At 66.2% G+C, this 19,411-nt stretch carries 16 protein-coding genes, 4 pseudogenes and 1 riboswitch; of the genes and pseudogenes, 9 read left to right on the forward strand and 11 right to left on the reverse strand.

Going from position 1 to position 19,411, the window contains the following annotated elements:
* Window position 1: 1 nt before the first annotated feature.
* The 10 genes and pseudogenes from NI18_RS05995 to NI18_RS06035 form a co-directional block, all read right to left on the reverse strand.
* Complete coding sequence (locus tag NI18_RS05995; protein WP_037528753.1) at window positions 2-838, reverse strand: glycosyltransferase; 837 nt, start codon at window positions 836-838, stop codon at window positions 2-4.
* Window positions 838-1,413: an SAM-dependent methyltransferase gene (locus NI18_RS06000; RefSeq protein WP_037528755.1), complete on the reverse strand. Its 576-nt coding sequence runs from the start codon at window positions 1,411-1,413 to the stop codon at window positions 838-840. The genes NI18_RS05995 and NI18_RS06000 overlap by 1 nt, the downstream gene beginning before the upstream one ends.
* Window positions 1,397-2,035, reverse strand: coding sequence for a PIG-L family deacetylase (locus NI18_RS06005; RefSeq protein ID WP_306286256.1), 639 nt, complete (start codon window positions 2,033-2,035; stop codon window positions 1,397-1,399). The genes NI18_RS06000 and NI18_RS06005 overlap by 17 nt, the downstream gene beginning before the upstream one ends.
* A gap of 50 nt (window positions 2,036-2,085) precedes the next feature.
* A complete protein-coding gene (locus NI18_RS06010; protein WP_306286257.1) occupies window positions 2,086-2,979 on the reverse strand; it encodes an acyl-CoA dehydrogenase family protein in 894 nt (297 codons plus the stop codon).
* Window positions 2,980-3,184: 205 nt separating this feature from the next.
* Entirely contained in the window at window positions 3,185-4,108 is a 924-nt protein-coding gene (locus NI18_RS06015) for a glycosyltransferase (protein ID WP_037528757.1), read from the reverse strand.
* Window positions 4,105-4,797: a glycosyltransferase gene (locus NI18_RS26575; RefSeq protein ID WP_306286258.1), complete on the reverse strand. Its 693-nt coding sequence runs from the start codon at window positions 4,795-4,797 to the stop codon at window positions 4,105-4,107. Before NI18_RS26575 ends, NI18_RS06015 begins: the two co-directional genes overlap by 4 nt.
* The gene (locus NI18_RS26580) at window positions 4,775-5,242 is read right to left on the reverse strand and encodes a glycosyltransferase (protein WP_306286259.1); all 468 of its coding nucleotides are present in this window, start codon (window positions 5,240-5,242) and stop codon (window positions 4,775-4,777) included. The genes NI18_RS26575 and NI18_RS26580 overlap by 23 nt, the downstream gene beginning before the upstream one ends.
* Before the next feature lie 90 nt (window positions 5,243-5,332).
* Window positions 5,333-5,974: a maleylacetoacetate isomerase gene (gene maiA, locus NI18_RS06025; protein WP_037528759.1), complete on the reverse strand. Its 642-nt coding sequence runs from the start codon at window positions 5,972-5,974 to the stop codon at window positions 5,333-5,335.
* Window positions 5,971-7,268, reverse strand: a pseudogene (gene hmgA / locus NI18_RS06030) (homogentisate 1,2-dioxygenase). Before hmgA ends, maiA begins: the two are co-directional and overlap by 4 nt.
* Before the next feature lie 88 nt (window positions 7,269-7,356).
* Window positions 7,357-9,461, reverse strand: a pseudogene (locus tag NI18_RS06035) (malate synthase G).
* 113 nt (window positions 9,462-9,574) lie between these two features.
* On the opposite strand from NI18_RS06035, the gene NI18_RS06040 reads away from it, so the two are divergent.
* On the forward strand, window positions 9,575-10,462 hold the full coding sequence (locus NI18_RS06040; protein ID WP_037528761.1) for a LysR family transcriptional regulator: 888 nt from the start codon (window positions 9,575-9,577) through the stop codon (window positions 10,460-10,462).
* Here the strand turns inward: NI18_RS06040 and NI18_RS06045 are convergent.
* A complete protein-coding gene (locus tag NI18_RS06045) occupies window positions 10,417-10,914 on the reverse strand; it encodes a MarR family winged helix-turn-helix transcriptional regulator (protein WP_031439069.1) in 498 nt (165 codons plus the stop codon). The genes NI18_RS06040 and NI18_RS06045 overlap by 46 nt on opposite strands.
* Window positions 10,915-11,002: 88 nt before the next feature.
* On the opposite strand from NI18_RS06045, the gene hppD reads away from it, so the two are divergent.
* The 8 genes and pseudogenes from hppD (at window position 11,003) to NI18_RS06085 (ending at window position 18,982) form a co-directional block, all read left to right on the forward strand.
* Complete coding sequence (gene hppD, locus NI18_RS06050) at window positions 11,003-12,073, forward strand: 4-hydroxyphenylpyruvate dioxygenase (protein ID WP_037528764.1); 1,071 nt, start codon at window positions 11,003-11,005, stop codon at window positions 12,071-12,073.
* Between the two features lie 46 nt (window positions 12,074-12,119).
* Window positions 12,120-12,521, forward strand: a complete 402-nt coding sequence (locus NI18_RS06055; RefSeq protein ID WP_031439067.1) for a Rieske (2Fe-2S) protein — start codon at window positions 12,120-12,122, stop codon at window positions 12,519-12,521.
* Window positions 12,522-12,631: 110 nt separating this feature from the next.
* A pseudogene (locus NI18_RS06060) lies at window positions 12,632-13,755 on the forward strand (acyl-CoA dehydrogenase family protein).
* A gap of 31 nt (window positions 13,756-13,786) precedes the next feature.
* Entirely contained in the window at window positions 13,787-15,388 is a 1,602-nt protein-coding gene (locus NI18_RS06065; protein WP_031439065.1) for a carboxyl transferase domain-containing protein, read from the forward strand.
* A gap of 4 nt (window positions 15,389-15,392) precedes the next feature.
* Window positions 15,393-15,878, forward strand: a complete 486-nt coding sequence (locus tag NI18_RS06070) for a nuclear transport factor 2 family protein (protein WP_031439064.1) — start codon at window positions 15,393-15,395, stop codon at window positions 15,876-15,878.
* Window positions 15,875-17,710, forward strand: a complete 1,836-nt coding sequence (locus NI18_RS06075) for a biotin carboxylase N-terminal domain-containing protein (protein ID WP_031439063.1) — start codon at window positions 15,875-15,877, stop codon at window positions 17,708-17,710. The genes NI18_RS06070 and NI18_RS06075 overlap by 4 nt, the downstream gene beginning before the upstream one ends.
* Window positions 17,710-18,162, forward strand: a complete 453-nt coding sequence (locus tag NI18_RS06080) for a MaoC family dehydratase (RefSeq protein WP_031439062.1) — start codon at window positions 17,710-17,712, stop codon at window positions 18,160-18,162. Before NI18_RS06075 ends, NI18_RS06080 begins: the two co-directional genes overlap by 1 nt.
* Window positions 18,159-18,982, forward strand: a pseudogene (locus tag NI18_RS06085) (CoA ester lyase). Before NI18_RS06080 ends, NI18_RS06085 begins: the two are co-directional and overlap by 4 nt.
* A gap of 58 nt (window positions 18,983-19,040) precedes the next feature.
* A riboswitch (cobalamin riboswitch) is annotated at window positions 19,041-19,274 on the forward strand.
* The last annotated feature ends 137 nt before the right edge of the window (window positions 19,275-19,411 follow it).

The raw sequence follows: 19,411 nt of genomic DNA on the forward strand, positions 1-19,411 counted from the left end.
ATTAGACCACATGCGCGGCGATCAGGTCCGCGGCGTTCGGACGGCGCAGGATGCGGATGCCGTCATCGCGATAGTCGATCAGCCCCATCGCGACAAAGGCGTCGAACCAGCCCTGCATCGGCCACCAGCCCCACCGCGCGTGGAATATCGTCGCGTTGCGGACGATGTCGTCGAGATGCTGGACGGGCGGATCATAGCTGTCGTGATATTGATGACAGGCGATCGCACCGCCGACGAAGATTAGCGGGGTTTGTGCACGTTCGGCACGAAAGCCGAAATCGGTGTCTTCCGCGCCATAGCCGACGAAAGCCTCGTCGAAGCCACCAAGCGCATCGAACCGCGACCGGCGGATCGCGAACGCCAGCGACCAGAACAGGCCGGGATTGGTTTCGCGCCGCGTGCCCGTCGCGGGAAAACAGCGCACCGGATGTGGCCGCCCCGCCGCCAGCAGGACCTCTTCGTTCCACGTCGAACGCGCGTCGTCGGGTCCGAGATAGCGGATATCCGCGCAGAGCAACGCATCGTCCTCATCGAGTACCGCACCCATCCTACCGAGGCACTGCGCCATCGGGATACAGTCTACGTCGAGGAACAGCAGATGTGCAGACGTCGCGTGCCGTGCTGCAAGGTTGCGTGCGGCGGCAAGCGCGAGGGTGCCGGTCTGGAGCCGGTGGACGTGAACGGGGAAGGGCGCCTCCGGCTGCGCGACCGGGGTGCTGCTCATGTCGACGATGATCAGTTCGGCGGGGGCGACCGCGCTCCGTTTCAGGCCCTCGACCAGCTGGATCAGATGGGGTTCGCGGTCCTTGACGAGGGTCAGGACGGAGAGCGGCGTCATTACAGGCACCAGAGGTCGAGGCGGTACGCGTCTTTTCTTTCGGCGCGCTCGACCGCGACGCCGCCGAGCCGATCCCGTAGCTTGTTGACGGCTGCGTCGCCGGTCTGAGGATAGTCGGTATCGCCCGTCCAGTGCACGAGTATGATCCGGCAATCGGGCGTGGCGCTGGCGCGGATCGCGGCGGCTGCGCGCTCGATATCCGCGTCGTCCCAGTAATAAACGACCTCCGACAGCACGACGAGATCGAACGCGCCGTCGGGCGTCTGGGCCGGGAAGCTACAGCGGGTGATCGTGACATTGGGCAATGCGGCGCAGCGCGACCGGGCAAGCTCGACCGCGCGCAGGCTGATGTCGATCGAGGTCAGGATATTGCACAGTGGCGCAAGTTGCGCGGTCAGCACGCCGTGGGCGCAGCCGATCTCCAAGGCCGAACGATAGCGTCGATCGTCGATCGCGGCGATCGTCGCATCAAACTTGGCGGCCTCATACGGGCTCGAAGCGAGCGACCAGGGATCGTCGTCGCCGGTGAAGACGTCGTCGAAATAGCGCGCGTCGAGGCTATGGTCGGGTCGCATATCGGTTCGCTAGATAGAGGAGATCGGTGCCCGGCATGCGCTGTTGCGCGCGCGGCAGGCGAAAGCCGTCGCCCATCAATCCGGTCAACTGGCTGCGGTGCGCGCGAAGCGCGGCGCTGCGCCGGCCGGTCGGCATCGCCGCGGTGCGGACGACGCGCTTGCCCGCGGGGCGTTCGCCCCAGACGGCATATTCGAAGATCGCGACCGGCCTGCGCGCCGCGTACGCAGCATGCACCGCAAGCGTGAAGCACGCGGCATGATCGCAATGCGGCTCGCCTGCCGCGGTGGTCGCAATCGCGTTGACCGCGTGCCGGCGCAACAGGGCCGCGAGTTGCCGCACGGACCGACGGAACGCGGCGCTTCCGGGGCGGTGCGGGTTTGCATCGTGCCAGTCGAGAAACCGCGGGACGATCCGCCGTTCGCCGGTCAACAGCGCGACGGCATGTCGTGCCTCACTGCGCCGTCGCCGGATAAGCGCGCTACGATCCGCCGGCGTCGGGCAGGGATGCGAACCCGATCCGTCGGTCAGGATCATCACCCCGGCAAGGCGATTGCGCGCCGCCGTATCGACGATCAATGCCCCCGTGCCGAGCGTTTCATCATCGGCGTGCGGCGCGAGCACCAGCCACCGCGCGCTGCGCCAGGGACTTCGGCTCAGTGCAGTCGCGGGGGTCACCACAAGCGGTCACCGGCGCCCCAGACGTCGCGGTCGAGCCAGGCGAGCGCCGCCTGATCGCGCGCATAATCAGGGCCTGCCTGACGCAGATAGAGGCTAAGGTCGCGGCTGATCTTGTCCGCACGCTCACCATCAAACGCGCTGCGCGTACCGAGCAGACGGGCGGCGGCTTCCATGACGTCAAGCGCGGCACGCTCGACGACACCGCGCGTCATCTGGACGAAGACGATGGCGTCCGCCTCCTCACGCGCGGCACGTCCCGCAGCCTCACGGACCCAGAGGTAGGCGGTGCGCGCGGCAACTACCGCCTCGGCGAAGCGCGCACGCTGGACGGGGTCGCCGCGCGCGGCGTCGGACAAGGCGCGCCGGGTCTCGGTCAGCAGCCCCTCCATGCCGCCAAGCTGGACCGCCAGGAACCGCCATGCGCCCGCGGTGAACCGGGGTTCGCGGTCATAGTCGCCTGGTGCTCCCAGGGTCTGCATGACGCCGGCGGGATAGCCCGAACATTCATAGCGACCGCTCATGCTCGCACGCATGCCGCGTACGCGCCAGCGGGACGCGTCGGTACGCAGGGGATCATTGGCCGGGATGACGACGACCGGACGCTGGCCCGTTGCCGGACGCGCGGTGACGATTGCGTAATCCATACCGCCGGCTCCGCTTGCGAAGTGCTTGGCCCCATCGAGCACAGGGCCGTCAGGACTGCCGACCACTGCGACGCCGGGCGGGGGTTCGGTCGCCCAGACGCCGAACCAGGCGCCGCGGTCGAGTTCGGTATCGAGCCAGGCGAGCTGATCCGCCGATGCATACCAGTCGAACAGCGCGAGCGCGTTGACATGGCCTTCGAACAGCCGCCCGACGCTGAGGTCGCCGCGTCCGACCGTCCGCAACGCATCGAGCAGCTCGTCCGGTGCACAATTGGCCTGCCCACCGAGCGCCCGCGGGGCGAACCGCCGGTGCAGGCGTGGCGGACCAGTGCGGCCATGCTGTCCGCGGGAAACATCGGGGCGGCATCATAACGCTCGCCGCAGGACGCGAGCGTCTCGACGAGGTCGAGGGACGGCGTCGCGGCGGCCGGCCGTGCAGTCGGGCCACTCATCGGTCGAGCCCCAGCGGCATGTCGCAGCGCATTGGCGGGAGCAGGGGTTCATCGCGCGCGACCCCGGAATCACCACCCGGCTGGTCGCGCCGCATCCGTCGCCACGCCGCGCGTGCGCGCCATTGATCGAACGACGGCAGAAGGGTGGGCTCGCCGCGCGCCACCCGATCGGACAGCGCCTGCATATGGTCCGCCATGCCCCCGGTCGCGCGACCGATGGTGCGCGCGGACACACGGGTCCACACGCTCATCGGATGGCCAAGGCGACCACCTGCCGCGACCGCCGCCTCGACCAGTGCACGGTCTTCCCCGGCGGGGATAGCGGGGACACCGCCCGCCGCACGGTAGAGCGGGGCAAGAATCGCCAGGCTTGCGCCGGTATGGTCGCCGTGACGGGGCGCCGGATCCCAGCGGCACGGATCGATGTCGTCCTCGATCGCGCGAACACAGGCCCAGTAGCGGTCGAGCTTGACCTGCATCGCATCCATGTCCGCGGCGAGCGGTTCGGCATCGTCGACGACGATCCGGCCGCCGACGATATCAAGCCCCGCGTCGATCGCGCGAAGCATCGCCGAGATCCAGTCTGACGGCGGCCGGGTATCGGCATCGGTGGAGATGAGAACGCCGCGATCCGGATCGATGCGTGCCAAGCCAGCCTCCATCGCCAGGCGTCGTGCGGTGCCGGCATGCGCACGCTCGGGCGGAAGATCGTGGCACGCTACGGCGAGATGCAGTCGCTCGCCCCAGGCGGCCTGTGCCCGGGCCACCGCGGCGACGCTGTCATCGACGGTGTTATTGATCAAGATCGAGACGCGGATCGGCCCATCCACGTCCTGTCGCGCGAGGGCGTCGAGCAGAATTGGCAGGCGGTCTGCCTCGTCACGCGCGGGCACGCATACGCAGAAGCGGGCGTCCGTCATGCCGCCCCCGCCAACGTGATTGGATAGTCAGACGCGCCGCCCCGTGCGGCGTGCCGTGTCGGCCGGATCATCTCTTCGTACAAATCCTCATAGCGGTCGATCATGACGTCGGCGTCGCAGATCGCCTCGGCACGCAGGCGGCAGGCGCGGCGGTCGAGCAGCACCGCCCGCCGCGCGGCGTCCGCGAGCGATGCGACATCGTCCGCGCGTGCGAGCGTGCCACAGGACTCGTCGAGGAGCGCCGGAATCGCGCCGCGCGCAAAGGCGGCGACGGGCGTCCCGGACGCGAGGGCTTCGGCGACCACCAGCCCGAACGGTTCCTCCCAGCGAGGCGTACAGAGGAACGCACTCGCGCCGCCGACGAGCGCACCGAGTGCCGCATGCTCGAGATGGCCGACATGCGTGACGTCGGCGCCGAGCCGCGGCAGGATCTCGGCCGCATAATAGTCCGGATCGGAGATCGGTCCGGCGATGCGGAGCGGATAGCCTGCCAGCCTAGCCGCGTCGATCGCCAGATGAAGGCCCTTTTCGGCGACGATCCGCCCATACCAGATGAGATAGCGGTCGGGATCCGCGGCACGTCGGAAGGGGAAGCTCGCAAGGTCGATACCGTTCGGGATCGTCCGGTCGATCGGCGTCACGTGGCTCCACAGACCACGGATCGTATCAGATACGGCAACGAACCGCATCGATGGTGACTTGCAGAGGCGGATGCCGCTTTCCAGCCAGCAGAACGGGGGGTGTGTGCAGCGTCGTGACCATCGGCGTATCGAGCGTTTCCGCCATCGAGACGGGAAGATAGTGGAGCGAGTTGTTGTGGATGACGTCGAACCGTCGATTTCTCAGCATGCTCATCAGCCGCAGATAGGCATGGTGTTCGCGGAAGAACGTCACGTCCTGCGCTTCGGCGGTGCCGGTTTCGAGAAGCGAGGTTTCGTCGCAGATTGCCTCGAGCCCCATTGCCGGATCGGATTTCATCGATGCGAATACTGTGACCGCATGTCCACGTCGGCGTAACGCGGTCGCCAACAGGTGCGTATGCATCTCAAGGCCACCGGCAAAAGGCTCGCGGATGGCATATTTGAGATGCGCAATAATCGCGATTCGCATTCCGACCCCTTCACCAGCGATCACGATCTAGGTCGCGTCGATTCGGTGAGAAACGCATCAATTCGGCTTTTATGTCCGCTACTCGGACCGGGTTTGTGCTAATCTATATCAATACTATAGTAGGTCGCGGTCGGGCTGCATGTCGGGATGTGCAGCGGCGAAGGCCGGCAGGGTCGCGGCGTTCGCGGCGGCGGTGGCCAGACAGGGGTAGCGTGAGAGATCGACGGCGAAGCGTTCGGCCGCATAGACCTGCGGCACGAGATAGCAGTCGGCCAGCGTCGGCGTGGCGCCAAAGGCATAGCCGCCGCCATAGCGAGCGATCTGTGGCTCGATCGCATCGAATCCCGCGGTCATCCACCGCGCGATCCAGGCCGATACCTGATCGGGCGTCGCGGCGAAATCTGTCCTGAGTGCATCAAGGATCCGCAGATTGTTGACCGGATGAATGTCGCACCCGATCGTCGCCGCAATGCCGCGCACGATCGCGGCCTCGGTCGGATCGGCGGGCAATAGCGGCGCCGCCGGATAGGTCGCGTCGAGCCATTCGAGGATGGCAGGCGACTGCGTCAGGATCGTGCCGTCGCCGATCTCGAGCGCAGGTACCAGCCCTTGCGGGTTGAGCGCGAGATAGGCCGCGTCACGCTGCTCGCCGGTCCTGAGGTCGTGCGTGCGTTGCTCATAAGCGCACTGCTTCAGGTTCAGCCCGATCCGCACACGGTACGAGGTTGTCGACCGCCAATAGCCGTGCAGGATCATGCCGGCAGCACCGCCTTGGGGAAATCGGCCCAGACAGCGTCATAATCGAGCTGGGCATGCTCCAGCGCATGCGGCGTCGGTCGGTAGGGCCAGCAGCTCTCGACCATGAAGGCCATGGTCCCGTCGATCTTGTGCGGCTTGAGATCGGCGTTGGTCGCGGCAGTCCAGCTATCGAGGTCGGGACCGTGGCCTGCCATCAGATTGTGCAGGCTCAGACCGCCGGGCGTGAAGCCGGCCGCCTTGGCGTCATAGCGCCGTGGATCAGCCCCATCGCCTCGGACATGACGTTGCGGTGGAACCAGGGCGGGCGGAACGTGTCCTCGGCGACCATCCAGCGCGGCGGGAAGACGACGAAATCGGCGTTCGCGCGCCCGGGTACGTCGGAGGGCGAGGTCAGAACGGTGAAGATCGACGGATCGGGATGGTCGAAGCTCACCGTGTTGATCGTGTTGAACCGCGCGAGATCGTAACGCCACGGCGCCAGATTGCCGTGCCACGCCACGACGTCGAGCGGACTGTGCTCGAGCGTCGTGCACCACAGCGCTCCCATGAATTTCTGGATAACCTCGAACCGCGTGTCGCGATCCTCGAACCAGGCGACCGGCGTTTCGAAATCGCGCGGATTGGCCAGCCCGTTCGCGCCGATTGGACCTAGATCGGGCAGACGGAACAGGGCGCCATGGTTTTCCGCGACATAGCCCGTTGCTTGCCCATCGGGTAGCAAAGCCCGGAAACGAACACCGCGCGGGATGAGCGCGATCTGGCCGGGCGCGACCATGATCCGCCCGAGCTCGGTCAGAAGTTCGAGCCGCCCCGCCTGGGGGATGAAGAGCAGTTCGCCATCGGCATCGACAAAGACCCGCGCGGTCATGTCGCGGTTGGCGGCATAGAGGTGGACCGCGACGCCCTCCAGATCCGCAGGATCGCGGGTGGCGAGCATCGTCGTCATGCCGTCGATCAGGTCGGTTCCCGCTGGCGGCGGCGCGCTCGGGTCCCAGCGCAGCCGATTGGGCGCCAGTGGACCGTTATGCGCGCCCGCGGCAAAGCGGGCGGCGCCGTCATATCGGACATAGGGCGGATGTTCGGCGGTGGGACGCATGCGGTACAGCCAGCTCCGCCGGTTCTCGTGACGCGGTGCGGTGAAGGCCGTGCCTGACAGCTGCTCGGTGTACAGCCCGAAGGGCGGTCGCTGTGGCGCATTGCGCCCGACGGGTAGCGCGCCTGCGACGGCCTCGGTCGCGACATGGTTGCCGAAACCCGAAATATAGCCGGTGGCGGCCGGGTCATTGGCCATCGTAACACTCTCCTCGCGCACCCCTGTTCGACGTGCCGTGGGGGCCGGGGGGTTTCAAGAAGGACGATGGCCCCCGACCAATATGGTGTCAACTGTTACCAGTTTGTGCCGCTTTCGCCTCCTGCCGGAAGCGGTGGAGCAGGGGTTCGGTATAGCCGTTCGGCTGACCAAGCCCTTCGAAGACGAGCGCGCGCGCGGCGCGATAGGCCAGGCTGGTCGCTTCGTGCCCGACCATCGGCCGATAGTGCGGATCGGAAGCATTCTGCGCATCGACCTTGGCCGCCATCTTCACGAAGGCGGCATCGACCTCGGCGGGTGTTGCGATGCCGTGGAGCATCCAGTTCGCCATATGTTGCGAGCTGATCCGCAGGGTCGCGCGATCTTCCATCAGGCCGATGTCATGAATGTCCGGCACCTTCGAGCAGCCGACGCCTGGTCGATCCAGCGCACGACATAGCCGAGAATGCCCTGCGCATTGTTCTCGAGCTCGTCGCGGATCTCGTCGGGGGACCAGTTATGGCCGTGTGCCAGCGGGATCGTCAGCAGCTTCTCGAGCGGCGTGACGGGCTCGCTCTGTCGTGCCGCCTGCCGCGCGAAGACGTCGACGCGGTGGTAATGCGTCGCGTGGAGCGTCGCCGCGGTGGGTGAGGGGACCCAGGCGGTGTTGGCGCCGGTCATCGGGTGCGCGATCTTCTGGTCGAGCATGTCCGCCATGCGATCGGGCGCGGCCCACATGCCTTTGCCGATCTGAGCGCGACCGCTGAGGCCACAGGCGAGGCCGATCTGGACATTGCGATCTTCATAGGCGGCGATCCAGGCGCTCGCCTTCATCTCGCTCTTGCGGATCATCGGTCCGGCGCGCATCGCGGTGTGCATCTCGTCGCCCGTGCGATCGAGGAAGCCCGTGTTGATGAACACGATGCGGTCCTTCACCGCGGCGATACAGGCAGCCAGATTGGCCGAAGTGCGGCGCTCCTCGTCCATCACGCCGACCTTGATCGTGTGGCGGTCGAGGCCGAGCAGATCCTCGACCGCGTCGAACAGCCGATTGGTGAAGCCCGCTTCGTCGGGGCCGTGCATCTTCGGCTTGACGATGTAGATCGATCCCTGACGGCTGTTCCGGAAGCGGCCGGTGCCGTTCAGATCGTGCAGCGCGATCAGCGCGGTCATGATCCCGTCGAGAATGCCCTCGGGCGCTTCCGTCCCATCGGGCAGATGGATCGCGGGCGTGGTCATCAGATGGCCGACATTGCGGATGAACAACAGGCTGCGTCCCGGCAGGACGATCTCCGACCCGCCCTGCGCGATGTAGCGCCGGTCGTCCTCCAAGGACCGGGTCAGCGTCCGGCCTCCCTTGTCGAACTGCGCCTCCAGATCGCCCTTCATCAGCCCCAGCCAATTGGCATAGGCCGCGACCTTGTCGTCGGCATCGACCGCTGCGACCGAATCCTCGAGGTCGACGATCGTCGTGAGCGCGGATTCAAGCCGGACATCGGCAAGTCCGGCGGGGTCGGATGCGCCGATCGGATGGTCGCGATCGATGACAAGTTCGATATGCAGGCCATTGTGGCGCAACAGAATCGTGCTGCCGGCACGGCCGCGGAGCTGATCCGGTGTTGCCAGCACGGGCGGGCTGCCGTCCCAATCGGTCCATGAGCCCGACGCAAGCGGCACGCTGGAATCAAGGAACGCCTTGGCCCAGGCGATAACCTGCGCACCGCGGTCCGGATCATAACCCCGACCCGACGGCGTTCCGGGGATCACGTCGGTGCCGTAAAGCGCGTCGTACAGGCTACCCCAGCGTGCGTTTGCGGCGTTGAGGACGAACCGGGCATTGAGGATGGGCACGACGAGTTGCGGGCCTGCCAGACGTGCCACCTCGTCATCGACGCGGGTCGAGGTCGCCACGAACGGCGCAGGCTCCTCAACGAGATAACCGATCTCGTGAAGAAAGCGCGCCTGCGCGTCCGGATCGACGGGGCGGCCGCCAAATGCGTCGTACCAGGCGTCGATCTTCGCCTGCAGCGCATCGCGGCGAGCAAGCAGATCGCGATTTTCGGGTGCGAAGCGGGCGTAGATGTCGGCCATTCCGGACCAGAAGGCGGACGGGTCGACCCCCGTGCCGGGCAGCGCCTGGTCTTCGAGGAACCGTGCCAGCGGTGCGGCGACACGCAGCCCCGCCTTGTCGATCATGCCGTCTGACGTCGCGCTCATCGCTCTCTCCCTATCTGACGATCATTCTATACGACCGCCAGGCTGTTCGGTAGACGATCAAGTGTTGAAGCTGTCGATCACCGGGGGAATGAATGGATCCGGATGCCGCCTTGTTCGTCGACGTCGTCGCGGCAGGAAGCCTGAGCGGGGCTGCCCGCTTGCGCCGCATCTCTCCGGCGATGGTGTCAAAACGGATCGTCCGGCTCGAGACGCGGCTCGGGGTGCGTCTGCTCAATCGTACGACACGGCGGTTAGAGCCGACGGCGCGGGGCGAGCGGTACCACGCCGACATGGTGGCGATCCTTGCCGCGATCCGGGAGGCCGAGGGGCGGGTCGGCGACCGGGCCGCCGGGCCGAGCGGTCCGCTTCGCGTCAGCGCGCCGACGTCGTTCGGGCGCTTGCATATCGCACCTCGGCTCAAGCCCTTTCTCGATGCGCATCCCGACATCGCGCTCGAACTAAATCTGTCAGACGGTTTTTCGGACCTGCTCGGCGAAGGGATCGACCTCGCGATCCGGATCGCGCCGACGGTCGAGCCGGGTTTTGACGCGCACCGGCTGGGCGACAGCCGCCGGGTCTTGTGTGCCGCACCCGCCTATCTCGAGACGGCGGGAATTCCCGGCAGCGCGGCGGCGCTGGGTGATCATCGCCTGCTCGCGGCGCGCGGCCAAATGCCGTGGCGGCTGACGGGGCCTGACGGCGATTTCACGATCGATGCCGCGAGCTATGTGCGCACGAATTCGAGCGAGGTCGTAAGAGAACTCGCGCTGTCGGGCGTGGGGATCGCGCTGCGGTCGCTGTGGGACGTTAGCAGCGATCTGGCGGCGGGGCGGCTCGTTCGCGTCCTGCCGGCGATCGAGGGGAGCGCGGATGTGGGGATCTTCGCGCTGCACCCGCGCGGTGCAGTGCCGTCGTCGGTCGTTGCACTGCTCGACTATTTGCGGACGCTGTGGACACCGTCACCGCCCTGGGCCGGCTGATCGAGCGCGCTGGTCACCGCGTCGATCCGGCGGAGCATCGCCGTGAATGCAGCGACTTCGGCCGGGTCGAACTGCGCAAAGATCCGCGCCTCCAGATCGCGCGCCTTGGGTGCGACCGCAGCGTAAAGCGTGCGACCGGCATCGCTGAGCATCAACAGGTGCGAGCGACGGTCGCTGGCATTGGCGCGCCGTTCGAGAAGGCCTCGCTCGACCAGCGCGATCGCCGCGCGGCTTACCGTAACCTTATCCATGCGCGTACGATGACCGATTTCCGCCTGCGTAATGCCGCCGGTTTCGGCGATGACGGCGACCAGCCGCCATTCGGGGATCGAGAGGCCGAACAGCGATTCATAGCTGCGCGCGATCGTGTCGCTGACGAGGTTCGACGTGAACGACAGCCGGAACGGGATGAAGTCGTCGAGCAGAAGTGGGCGGTCGGATGAAGCGGTCATGGCACGGGATAGTATCAGTTGACACGATCTGCGCAAACGCGCAGTTGGTATCCAACGATACTATAAAGCTGTGAGAGGCTGTCGCATCATGGAGCATATGGACGTCAACCCGATGGGGTTGGATGGTTTCGAGTTCTGCGAGTTCACATCGCCCGATCCGGCGGCGATGGGCAAACAGTTCGAGCAATTGGGTTTCGTGCCCGCGTCCCGGCATCCGACCAAGGCAGTGACCCGCTACAAACAGGGTCGCATCAACCTTCTGCTCAATGCGGAGCCGACGGGGCAGGCCGCGTCGTTCCGCGCCGACCATGGTCCGTCGGCCAATGGCATGGCGTTCCGTGTCGCGGACGCCAAGGCGGCCTTCGACGCTGCGCTGGCACGCGGTGCGAAGGCGGCCGATGCATCGCTCGGGGCGCTGGGCGACGAGAGCTACGCGCTGGAGGGGATCGGCGGATCGTTGCTCTATCTCGTCGACCGTCATGGCGGCGCGGGCAGCCTGTACGATGCGTGGGATCAGATCCCGGGTGCGGCGGAGGCCGAGGCAGAGAATTCGGTCGGTCTCGATCTGCTTGACCATCTTACCCACAACGTAAAGCGCGGGCAGATGCGGACCTGGTCGACCTTTTACGGTCAGATTTTCGGGTTCGAAGAGCAGAAATATTTCGACATCAAGGGCAAGGCGACGGGCCTGTTCAGCCAGGCGATGATCGCGCCCGATCGCGCGATCCGGATCCCGCTGAACGAGAGCCAGGACGACCACAGCCAGATCGAGGAGTTCATCCGCGATTATAACGGCGAAGGCATCCAGCATCTCGCGCTGACCACCGACGATATCTACACGACCGTCGAGAAACTGCGGGCTCGCGGCGTCCGGCTGCAGGACACGATCGAGACCTATTACGAACTGGTCGACAAGCGTGTGCCGAACCATGGCGAAGATCTCGAGCGGCTGCGGCGCAACCGGATCCTGCTCGACGGCAATGTCGGCGAAGAGGGGCTGCTGCTCCAGATCTTCACCGAACCGCTGTTCGGGCCGATCTTTTTCGAGGTCATCCAGCGCAAGGGCAATGAGGGGTTCGGCAACGGCAACTTTCAGGCGCTGTACGAATCGATCGAACTCGACCAGATCCGGCGTGGGGTGATCACGGTCGACGCGTGACGACGTCATGACGGACATGCAGGGCCAGCCGGGCGACGACAGTGCCGTGAGCGATGCGCCGTCGCCGGTGCGGCTGTTCGCCACGCCGGCCGGTATCGCGCTCGGGTCGATCGAGGCGATCGCACCCGGCCAGTCGAGAGGCTATGTCGTGCAGATGCGCGCGGGGCGGTTCCACGGTTTTGCGGTTCGGCGCGGTGACGGGGTCGTCGGCTATGTCGACCGCTGCCCGCACGCCGGACTGCCACTGGCGCGCGCCCTCGACGACTATCTGAGCCCGAATGGCGACTTGATCGTCTGTGGGTGGCATTCCGCACTGTTCAGAATCGACGATGGCCGCTGCGTCGGCGGCCCCTGCGTGGGTCAAGCGCTTGCGGTCTGGCCGATCACGGTCGTAGACGGCGTGATCACGACGCTCGGCGCGACGGCTGCGGTCCCTGACCCTCGCTGAGCATCGGGCGAGAACGGTAAAGAGAACAGCCCGGCAAGCCACGGGAACAATACGGTAAGGAGAGTTTCGTGACGCCAGATTTCGACTTCGCGCTGGGCGAAGCCGCGGACATGATCCGCGACACGACGCAGCGTTTTGCGAAGGAGAAGATCGCTCCGCTGGCTGCGAAGATCGATGCGGACGACTGGTTTCCCCGCGAGCTCTGGCCGGCAATGGGCGAGCTGGGGCTTCACGGCATCACCGTCGAGGAAGAGTATGGCGGGCTCGGGCTCGGCTATCTCGAGCATGTCGTTGCGGTCGAGGAAGTATCGCGCGCATCGGCGTCGATCGGCTTGAGCTATGGCGCGCATTCCAACTTGTGCGTCAATCAGATCCGCCGCTGGGGCAATGCCGAGCAAAAGGCGAAATATCTGCCCAAGCTGGTGTCGGGCGAGCATGTCGGAAGCCTCGCGATGTCCGAAGCCGGGGCGGGATCCGACGTCGTGTCGATGAAGCTGAAGGCGGTGAAGACTGAGCGCGGCTATGTCCTGAACGGCACCAAATTCTGGATCACAAACGCGGCCTATGCCGATACGCTCGTCGTCTATGCGAAGACGGGGGAGGGATCGAAAGGGATCACCGCCTTCCTGATCGAGAAGGACATGCCGGGTTTCGCGATCGGGCAGAAAATCGACAAGATGGGCATGCGGGGCTCCCCGACCGCCGAGCTCGTCTTCACCGATTGCCACGTGCCGTTCGACGCGGTGATGGGACCGGAGAATGGCGGCGTCGGTGTGCTGATGTCGGGCCTCGACTATGAACGCGCGGTGCTTGCGGGCATTCAGCTCGGCATCATGCAGGCCTGTCTCGACGTGGTCATCCCCTATGTCCGTGAACGCAGGCAGTTCGGGACCGCGATCGGGCAGTTCCAGCTGATCCAGGCCAAGATCGCCGACATGTATGTCGCGTTGAGTTCCGCGCGCGCCTATGTCTATGCCGTCGCGCGTCGTGCGATGCGGGCAAGACGACGCGGTTCGACGCGGCGGGCGCGATCCTGCTGGCGAGCGAGAGCGCGGTGAAGGTCTCGCTGGAATCGATCCAGGCTCTGGGTGGCGCTGGCTATACCAAGGACTGGCCGGTCGAGCGTTTCATGCGCGACGCCAAGCTGCTCGACATCGGCGCGGGAACGAACGAGATTCGCCGGATGCTGATCGGACGCGAACTGATCGGTGCCGCACCCAAGGTGATGCAATGAGCGTGCGGATCAGGTCGCTGCGGGGTGAACGGTGAGCGGGCCCGTCCTCGATACGAAGCTGTCGGTCGACGCCGAAACGTTCCAGGCGAATGCGGCGCACAACCGCGCGCTCGCCCAGCGCCTGCGCGACGACGTTGCGCGCGTCGCGCTCGGCGGGGACGCCCGTTCGCGCGACCGGCACGTTGCGCGTGGCAAACTGCTTCCGCGCGACCGGGTCGAGCGCTTGCTCGATCCGGGTTCGCCGTTCCTCGAGATTGGTCAGCTCGTCGCCAATGGCCTGTATGACGACGCGGTCCCCGGCGCGGGAGTGATCGCGGGGATCGGCCGCGTTGCCGGGCGGCAATGCATGATCCTGTGCAACGATGCGACGGTGAAGGGGGGGACCTATTTCCCGCTGACCGTCAAGAAACACCTGCGAGCGCAGGAAATCGCACAGGAAAATCGTCTGCCGTGCATCTATCTCGTTGATAGTGGCGGGGCGAATTTGCCCCATCAGGCGGAAGTGTTTCCCGATCGCGAGCATTTCGGGCGTATCTTCTACAACCAGGCGCAGATGTCGGCGCTGGGGATTCCGCAGATTGCCTGCGTGATGGGAAGCTGCACCGCGGGCGGCGCCTATGTCCCGGCAATGTCCGACGAGACGATCATCGTCCGCGGGCAGGGCACGATCTTCCTTGCCGGGCCGCCGCTGGTCAGGGCGGCGACGGGCGAGGTGATTTCCGCGGAGGACCTCGGCGGCGCGGACACGCATGGACGACGGTCGGGCGTCGTCGATCATGTCGCGGAATCGGACGACCACGCGCTGACGATCGTTCGCGACATCGTCTCGACTTTGCCGCCACAGGTCCCTGTCACGGTGAACCGGCAACCGGCACGCCCGCCGAAATACGACGCTGAGGGGCTTTACGGTGTCGTGCCGTCCGATGTGCGCGCACCCTATGACGTGCACGAGGTGATCGCACGGCTGGTCGATGGTAGCGAATTCCATGCGTTCAAGGCGCTTTATGGTACCTCGCTGGTGTGCGGGTTCGCACATATCCACGGGCTCCCCGTCGCGATCCTCGCCAACAACGGCGTCCTGTTCAGCGAAAGCGCACAGAAGGGCGCGCATTTCATCGAGCTCGCCTGCCAGCGCAAGGTACCGCTGTTGTTCCTCCAGAACATCTCGGGTTTCATGGTCGGCGGGAAGTATGAGGCGGAAGGCATTGCCAAACATGGTGCAAAGCTCGTGACGGCAGTCGCGACCGCGACCGTGCCGAAGATCACGGTGCTGATCGGCGGCAGTTTCGGCGCCGGCAATTACGGCATGTGCGGACGCGCCTATTCGCCACGTTTCCTGTTCAGCTGGCCGAACAGCCGGATCAGCGTGATGGGCGGCGAGCAGGCGGCCTCGGTCCTCGCCACCGTTCACCGCGACGCGGACGACTGGACGGCGGAGGAGGCGGAAGCGTTCAAGGCGCCGGTTCGTCAGAAATATGAGGACGAGGGGAATCCCTGGTACGCGACCGCGCGGCTGTGGGACGACGGGATCATCGATCCTGCGCAGACCCGCGACGTTCTCGGCCTCGCGCTCGCCGCGACGCTCAACGCTCCTATCGCCGAACGCCCCGCGTTCGGTGTGTTCAGGATGTAAGCCGATGATCCTGCTATCGTTTCTGCTGGCCGCGGGTCAGGTCACACCGGTCCAGCCGATCGTCAAGGGCACCGGCTTGCCGCCAGTCGTGGTGACCGAGGAGGCTGGCGTCATGGTGCCGATCGACGCGATGTTCGCTGCGTTGGCCACCCGCGATGGCCAGGCACTGCTCGCACAGGTACGCCCCGAGGGGGGTGCTACGGCAGTGGAAGAAATGGCCGACGGCACGCGCATCATCCGCCGGACCGGCTGGTCCGACTTCGCCGCCCGTCTGAAGCCCGGACCGGAGCGATATGCGGAACGCCTGACGGATCCCGCCGTGGATATCGATGGCGATATCGCGATGGTATGGTCGCCCTATGTCTTCACCATCGACGGCCGGGTCGCGCATTGCGGGACCGACCATTTCGACATGGTGCGCGACGCGGGCCGGTGGAAGATCCTCAACATCACTTGGTCTAAGCGGACCACCGGATGCCCCGCGCAATGATCGAATCACTGCTCATCGCCAATCGTGGCGAGATCGCCTGCCGCATCATCCGCACAGCTCGGGCGTTGGGAATCCGCACGATCGCGGTCTATTCCGATGCCGATGCGGGCGCGCTGCATGTCAGGCACGCGGACGAGGCGGTGCATATCGGTGCGAGCCCGGCGCGCGAGAGCTATCTGGTCGGAGAGCAGATCATCGCCGCCGCGCTCGCCACCGGCGCTGAGGCTATTCATCCGGGGTACGGGTTCCTGTCCGAGAATGCGGACTTCGCGCAGGCCGTGCTTGATGCAGGGATCCTGTGGGTTGGCCCCGATCCCGACAGCATCCGCGCGATGGGGCTGAAGGATGCCGCGAAGCAGCGAATGATGGCGGCCGGGGTCCCGGTGACGCCAGGCTATCTGGGGGAAGACCAGTCGCCTGATAGGCTCCAGCGTGAGGCGGATGCCATCGGCTACCCGGTCCTGATCAAGGCCGTCGCCGGCGGCGGCGGCAAGGGTATGCGCCGCGTCGACGCGTCCGCCGACTTTGCCGACGCGCTCGCGTCGTGCCAGCGCGAAGCTTCCGCATCCTTCGGCAATACCGACGTGCTGATCGAGAAATATATCCTCTCGCCGCGGCATATCGAGGTGCAGGTGTTCGGCGACCGTCAGGGTAACGTTGTCCATCTGTTCGAACGCGACTGTTCGTTGCAGCGCCGGCATCAGAAGGTGATCGAGGAGGCCCCGGCGCCCGGCATGGATGATGCGACGCGCGCGGCGATCTGCGCGGCGGCGGTGCGCGCGGCACAGGCCGTGAACTATATTGGCGCGGGTACGATCGAGTTCATCGCCGATGCGAGCGAAGGCCTGCGCGCCGATCGGATCTGGTTCATGGAAATGAACACCCGGTTGCAGGTCGAGCATCCCGTCACCGAGGAAATCACCGGACAGGATCTGGTCGAATGGCAGCTGCGGATTGCCAGCGGCGAGGCGTTGCCGCTGCAGCAGCATGATCTTGCGATCCGCGGATGGGCGATCGAGGCGCGGCTCTATGCGGAGGATCCCGCCAAGGGTTTCCTGCCGTCGATCGGGCGGCTCGAGGCGTTCGATCTGGGTGATGCGGCGCGGGTCGATACGGGCGTCGAACAGGGGGCGGACATCTCGCCCTATTATGACCCGATGATTGCCAAGGTGATTGCCTGGGGCGACACGCGTGAAGCCGCGCGCGAGACGTTGGCGGAGGCGCTGGACAAGGCGGTCGTCTGGCCGGTCCGGTCGAATGCGGGGTTTCTCGTCCAGGCGCTCGACCATTCGGAATTTGTCGCGGGAACGCTCGATACCGGGCTGATCGCCCGCGAAGGTGCGGCGCTGATGCCCCCGGCGCAGCCCAGCGAGGAAGCGCTGATCGAGGCCGCGCGCACGCTCGTACGCGCCGAGCCGATGGCGGGCTTCCGTCTCAACGCGGCCCCTTTGAAGGCCGCGCGGTTCCTGCTCGACGACGACGCGGTGACGATCGATCTCGACGGTCGCGGCGTCCATGAACCGGTCGATGCCGCCCTCGTTTCCGATGCCGGGCAGACCTGGCAGTTGCGGCCCTGGCGTGCGTCTGGCGCGGCGATGGGGGCGGCAGCGGATGGCGCGATCTTATCACCGATGCCGGGACGGATCATCGCGGTCGACGTGGCTGTCGGGGACCGTGTCGCAAAGGGGCAGAAGCTCGTGACGCTGGAGGCGATGAAGATGGAGCATTCGCTCGTCGCGCCGTTCGACGGGACGGTTGCCGAACTGACCGCGATCGAAGGCGGGCAGGTGAGCGATGGCATGGTGCTCGCGCGTATCGAGAAGGATGACTGATGGCCGGCCGCTATTTCGACCGATGGGTAGTCGGCGACCGGATCGTCCATGAGATCCGCCGCACCGTCACGGAGACGGACAACCTCCTGTTTTCGACGATGACGCACAATCCGCAGCCGCTGCACCTCGACGCGGAGGCGGCGAAGGCGAGCGAATTCGGCCAGATCCTCGTCAACGGCACCTTCACCTTCGCGCTGATGGTCGGCCTGTCGGTGGGGGACACGACGCTCGGGACGCTCGTCGCCAATCTCGGTTACGACAAGCTCGTGCATCCAAAACCCGTCTTTATCGGCGACACGATGCGCGCCGAGACCGAGGTCGCCGAGCTCAAGCCCAGCCGGTCGCGCCCGAACGCCGGGATCGTCACATTCATGCACCAATTGATCAACCAGCGTGACGAGATCGTCTGTCAGTGCCTTCGCTCGGCGCTGCTGCTGCGGACGTCGGCATGAGGTTGCGCTCGCTGCTATTCGTGCCCGCAGACCGGCCCGAGCGTTTTGCGAAGGCCGCAGCGAGCGGGGCCGATGCATCATCCTCGATCTGGAGGATTCGGTCTCGCTCTCCCGCAAGGCTGTTGCCCGCGAGGCGGTCCGGGCCGCGTTGCAGGACCACACCGACGTCGTGCGGATGGTCCGGATCAATCCCGTCGACTCGGGGTGGCTGGACGACGATATCGCTGCGGCGAGGGGCGCCGATGCGATCATGCTGCCCAAGGCGACCGGACCCGCGACCGTCCTCGCGCTGGTCGAGGCTTATGGCGATGACTGTCCGCCGATCCTGCCGATCGCGACCGAAGTGCCCGCCGCGATCTTCACACTGGGCGAATATGCGCGGGTCAACGGCCGGTTATGCGGCCTGACCTGGGGCGCCGAAGACCTGCCCGCGGCGATCGGCGCGGCGACCAGTCGGGAGGACGACGGGTCCTATACCGAGCCCTATAAGCTCGTACGATCGCTGCTGCTGTTCGGCGCGCATGCGGCGGACGTAGCGGCGATCGAAACGGTCTATCCAGCAATCGCGGACATTGACGGGCTGGCAGCCTATGCCGCGCGCGGCAGCCGCGACGGCTTCACCGGCATGATGGCGATCCACCCGTCGCAGGTCGCCACGATCAACGCCGCGTTCACGCCGGATGCGGCGAGCGTGGCACGTGCGCATGCCGTCGTCGCAGCGTTTGCGGCGGCTCCCGAGGCCGGCGCGCTGCAGCTTGATGGACGGATGATCGATGCGCCGCACCTGCGCCAGGCGCGGGCGATCCTCGCGAGACTCTAGGCCCATTGGCGGCAGGAATTTTCTGCGCTACCGTCGCCCCGCGAAACCGGTGAAGGCCGGGGTCGCAGATCGCGTCGGTGCCCCTCGGGGCTTCAAAGGGAATGCGGTGCGGGAGGCGAGCCTCCTCATGCCGCGGCTGTCCCTGCAACTGTAAGCGGTGAGCGCGGTGCGCATGTTCCTTCGTTATGAGGGGACGACCACTAGGCCTGAGCGTAAGCGCAGGGCCCGGGAAGGTCGCGTACCGGGCGTCGACCCGCGAGCCAGGAGACCTGCCGGCGCTCGGTCGCTCTTGCCATGGTCCAGGGGATGGCCGCGGCACGGTACTCCGTCTGAGCGACGAACCATGCGGCGGGGGCCGCATCGGCGCGCGTGGCGGGTGCGGTTCGGCGTGCACCCCAAGTGTTGCGCCGGCTGTCCGTAGCATCGGAC

Source organism: Sphingomonas sp. Ant20, from assembly GCF_000783375.1.
Taxonomy (GTDB): domain Bacteria; phylum Pseudomonadota; class Alphaproteobacteria; order Sphingomonadales; family Sphingomonadaceae; genus Sphingomonas; species Sphingomonas aerolata.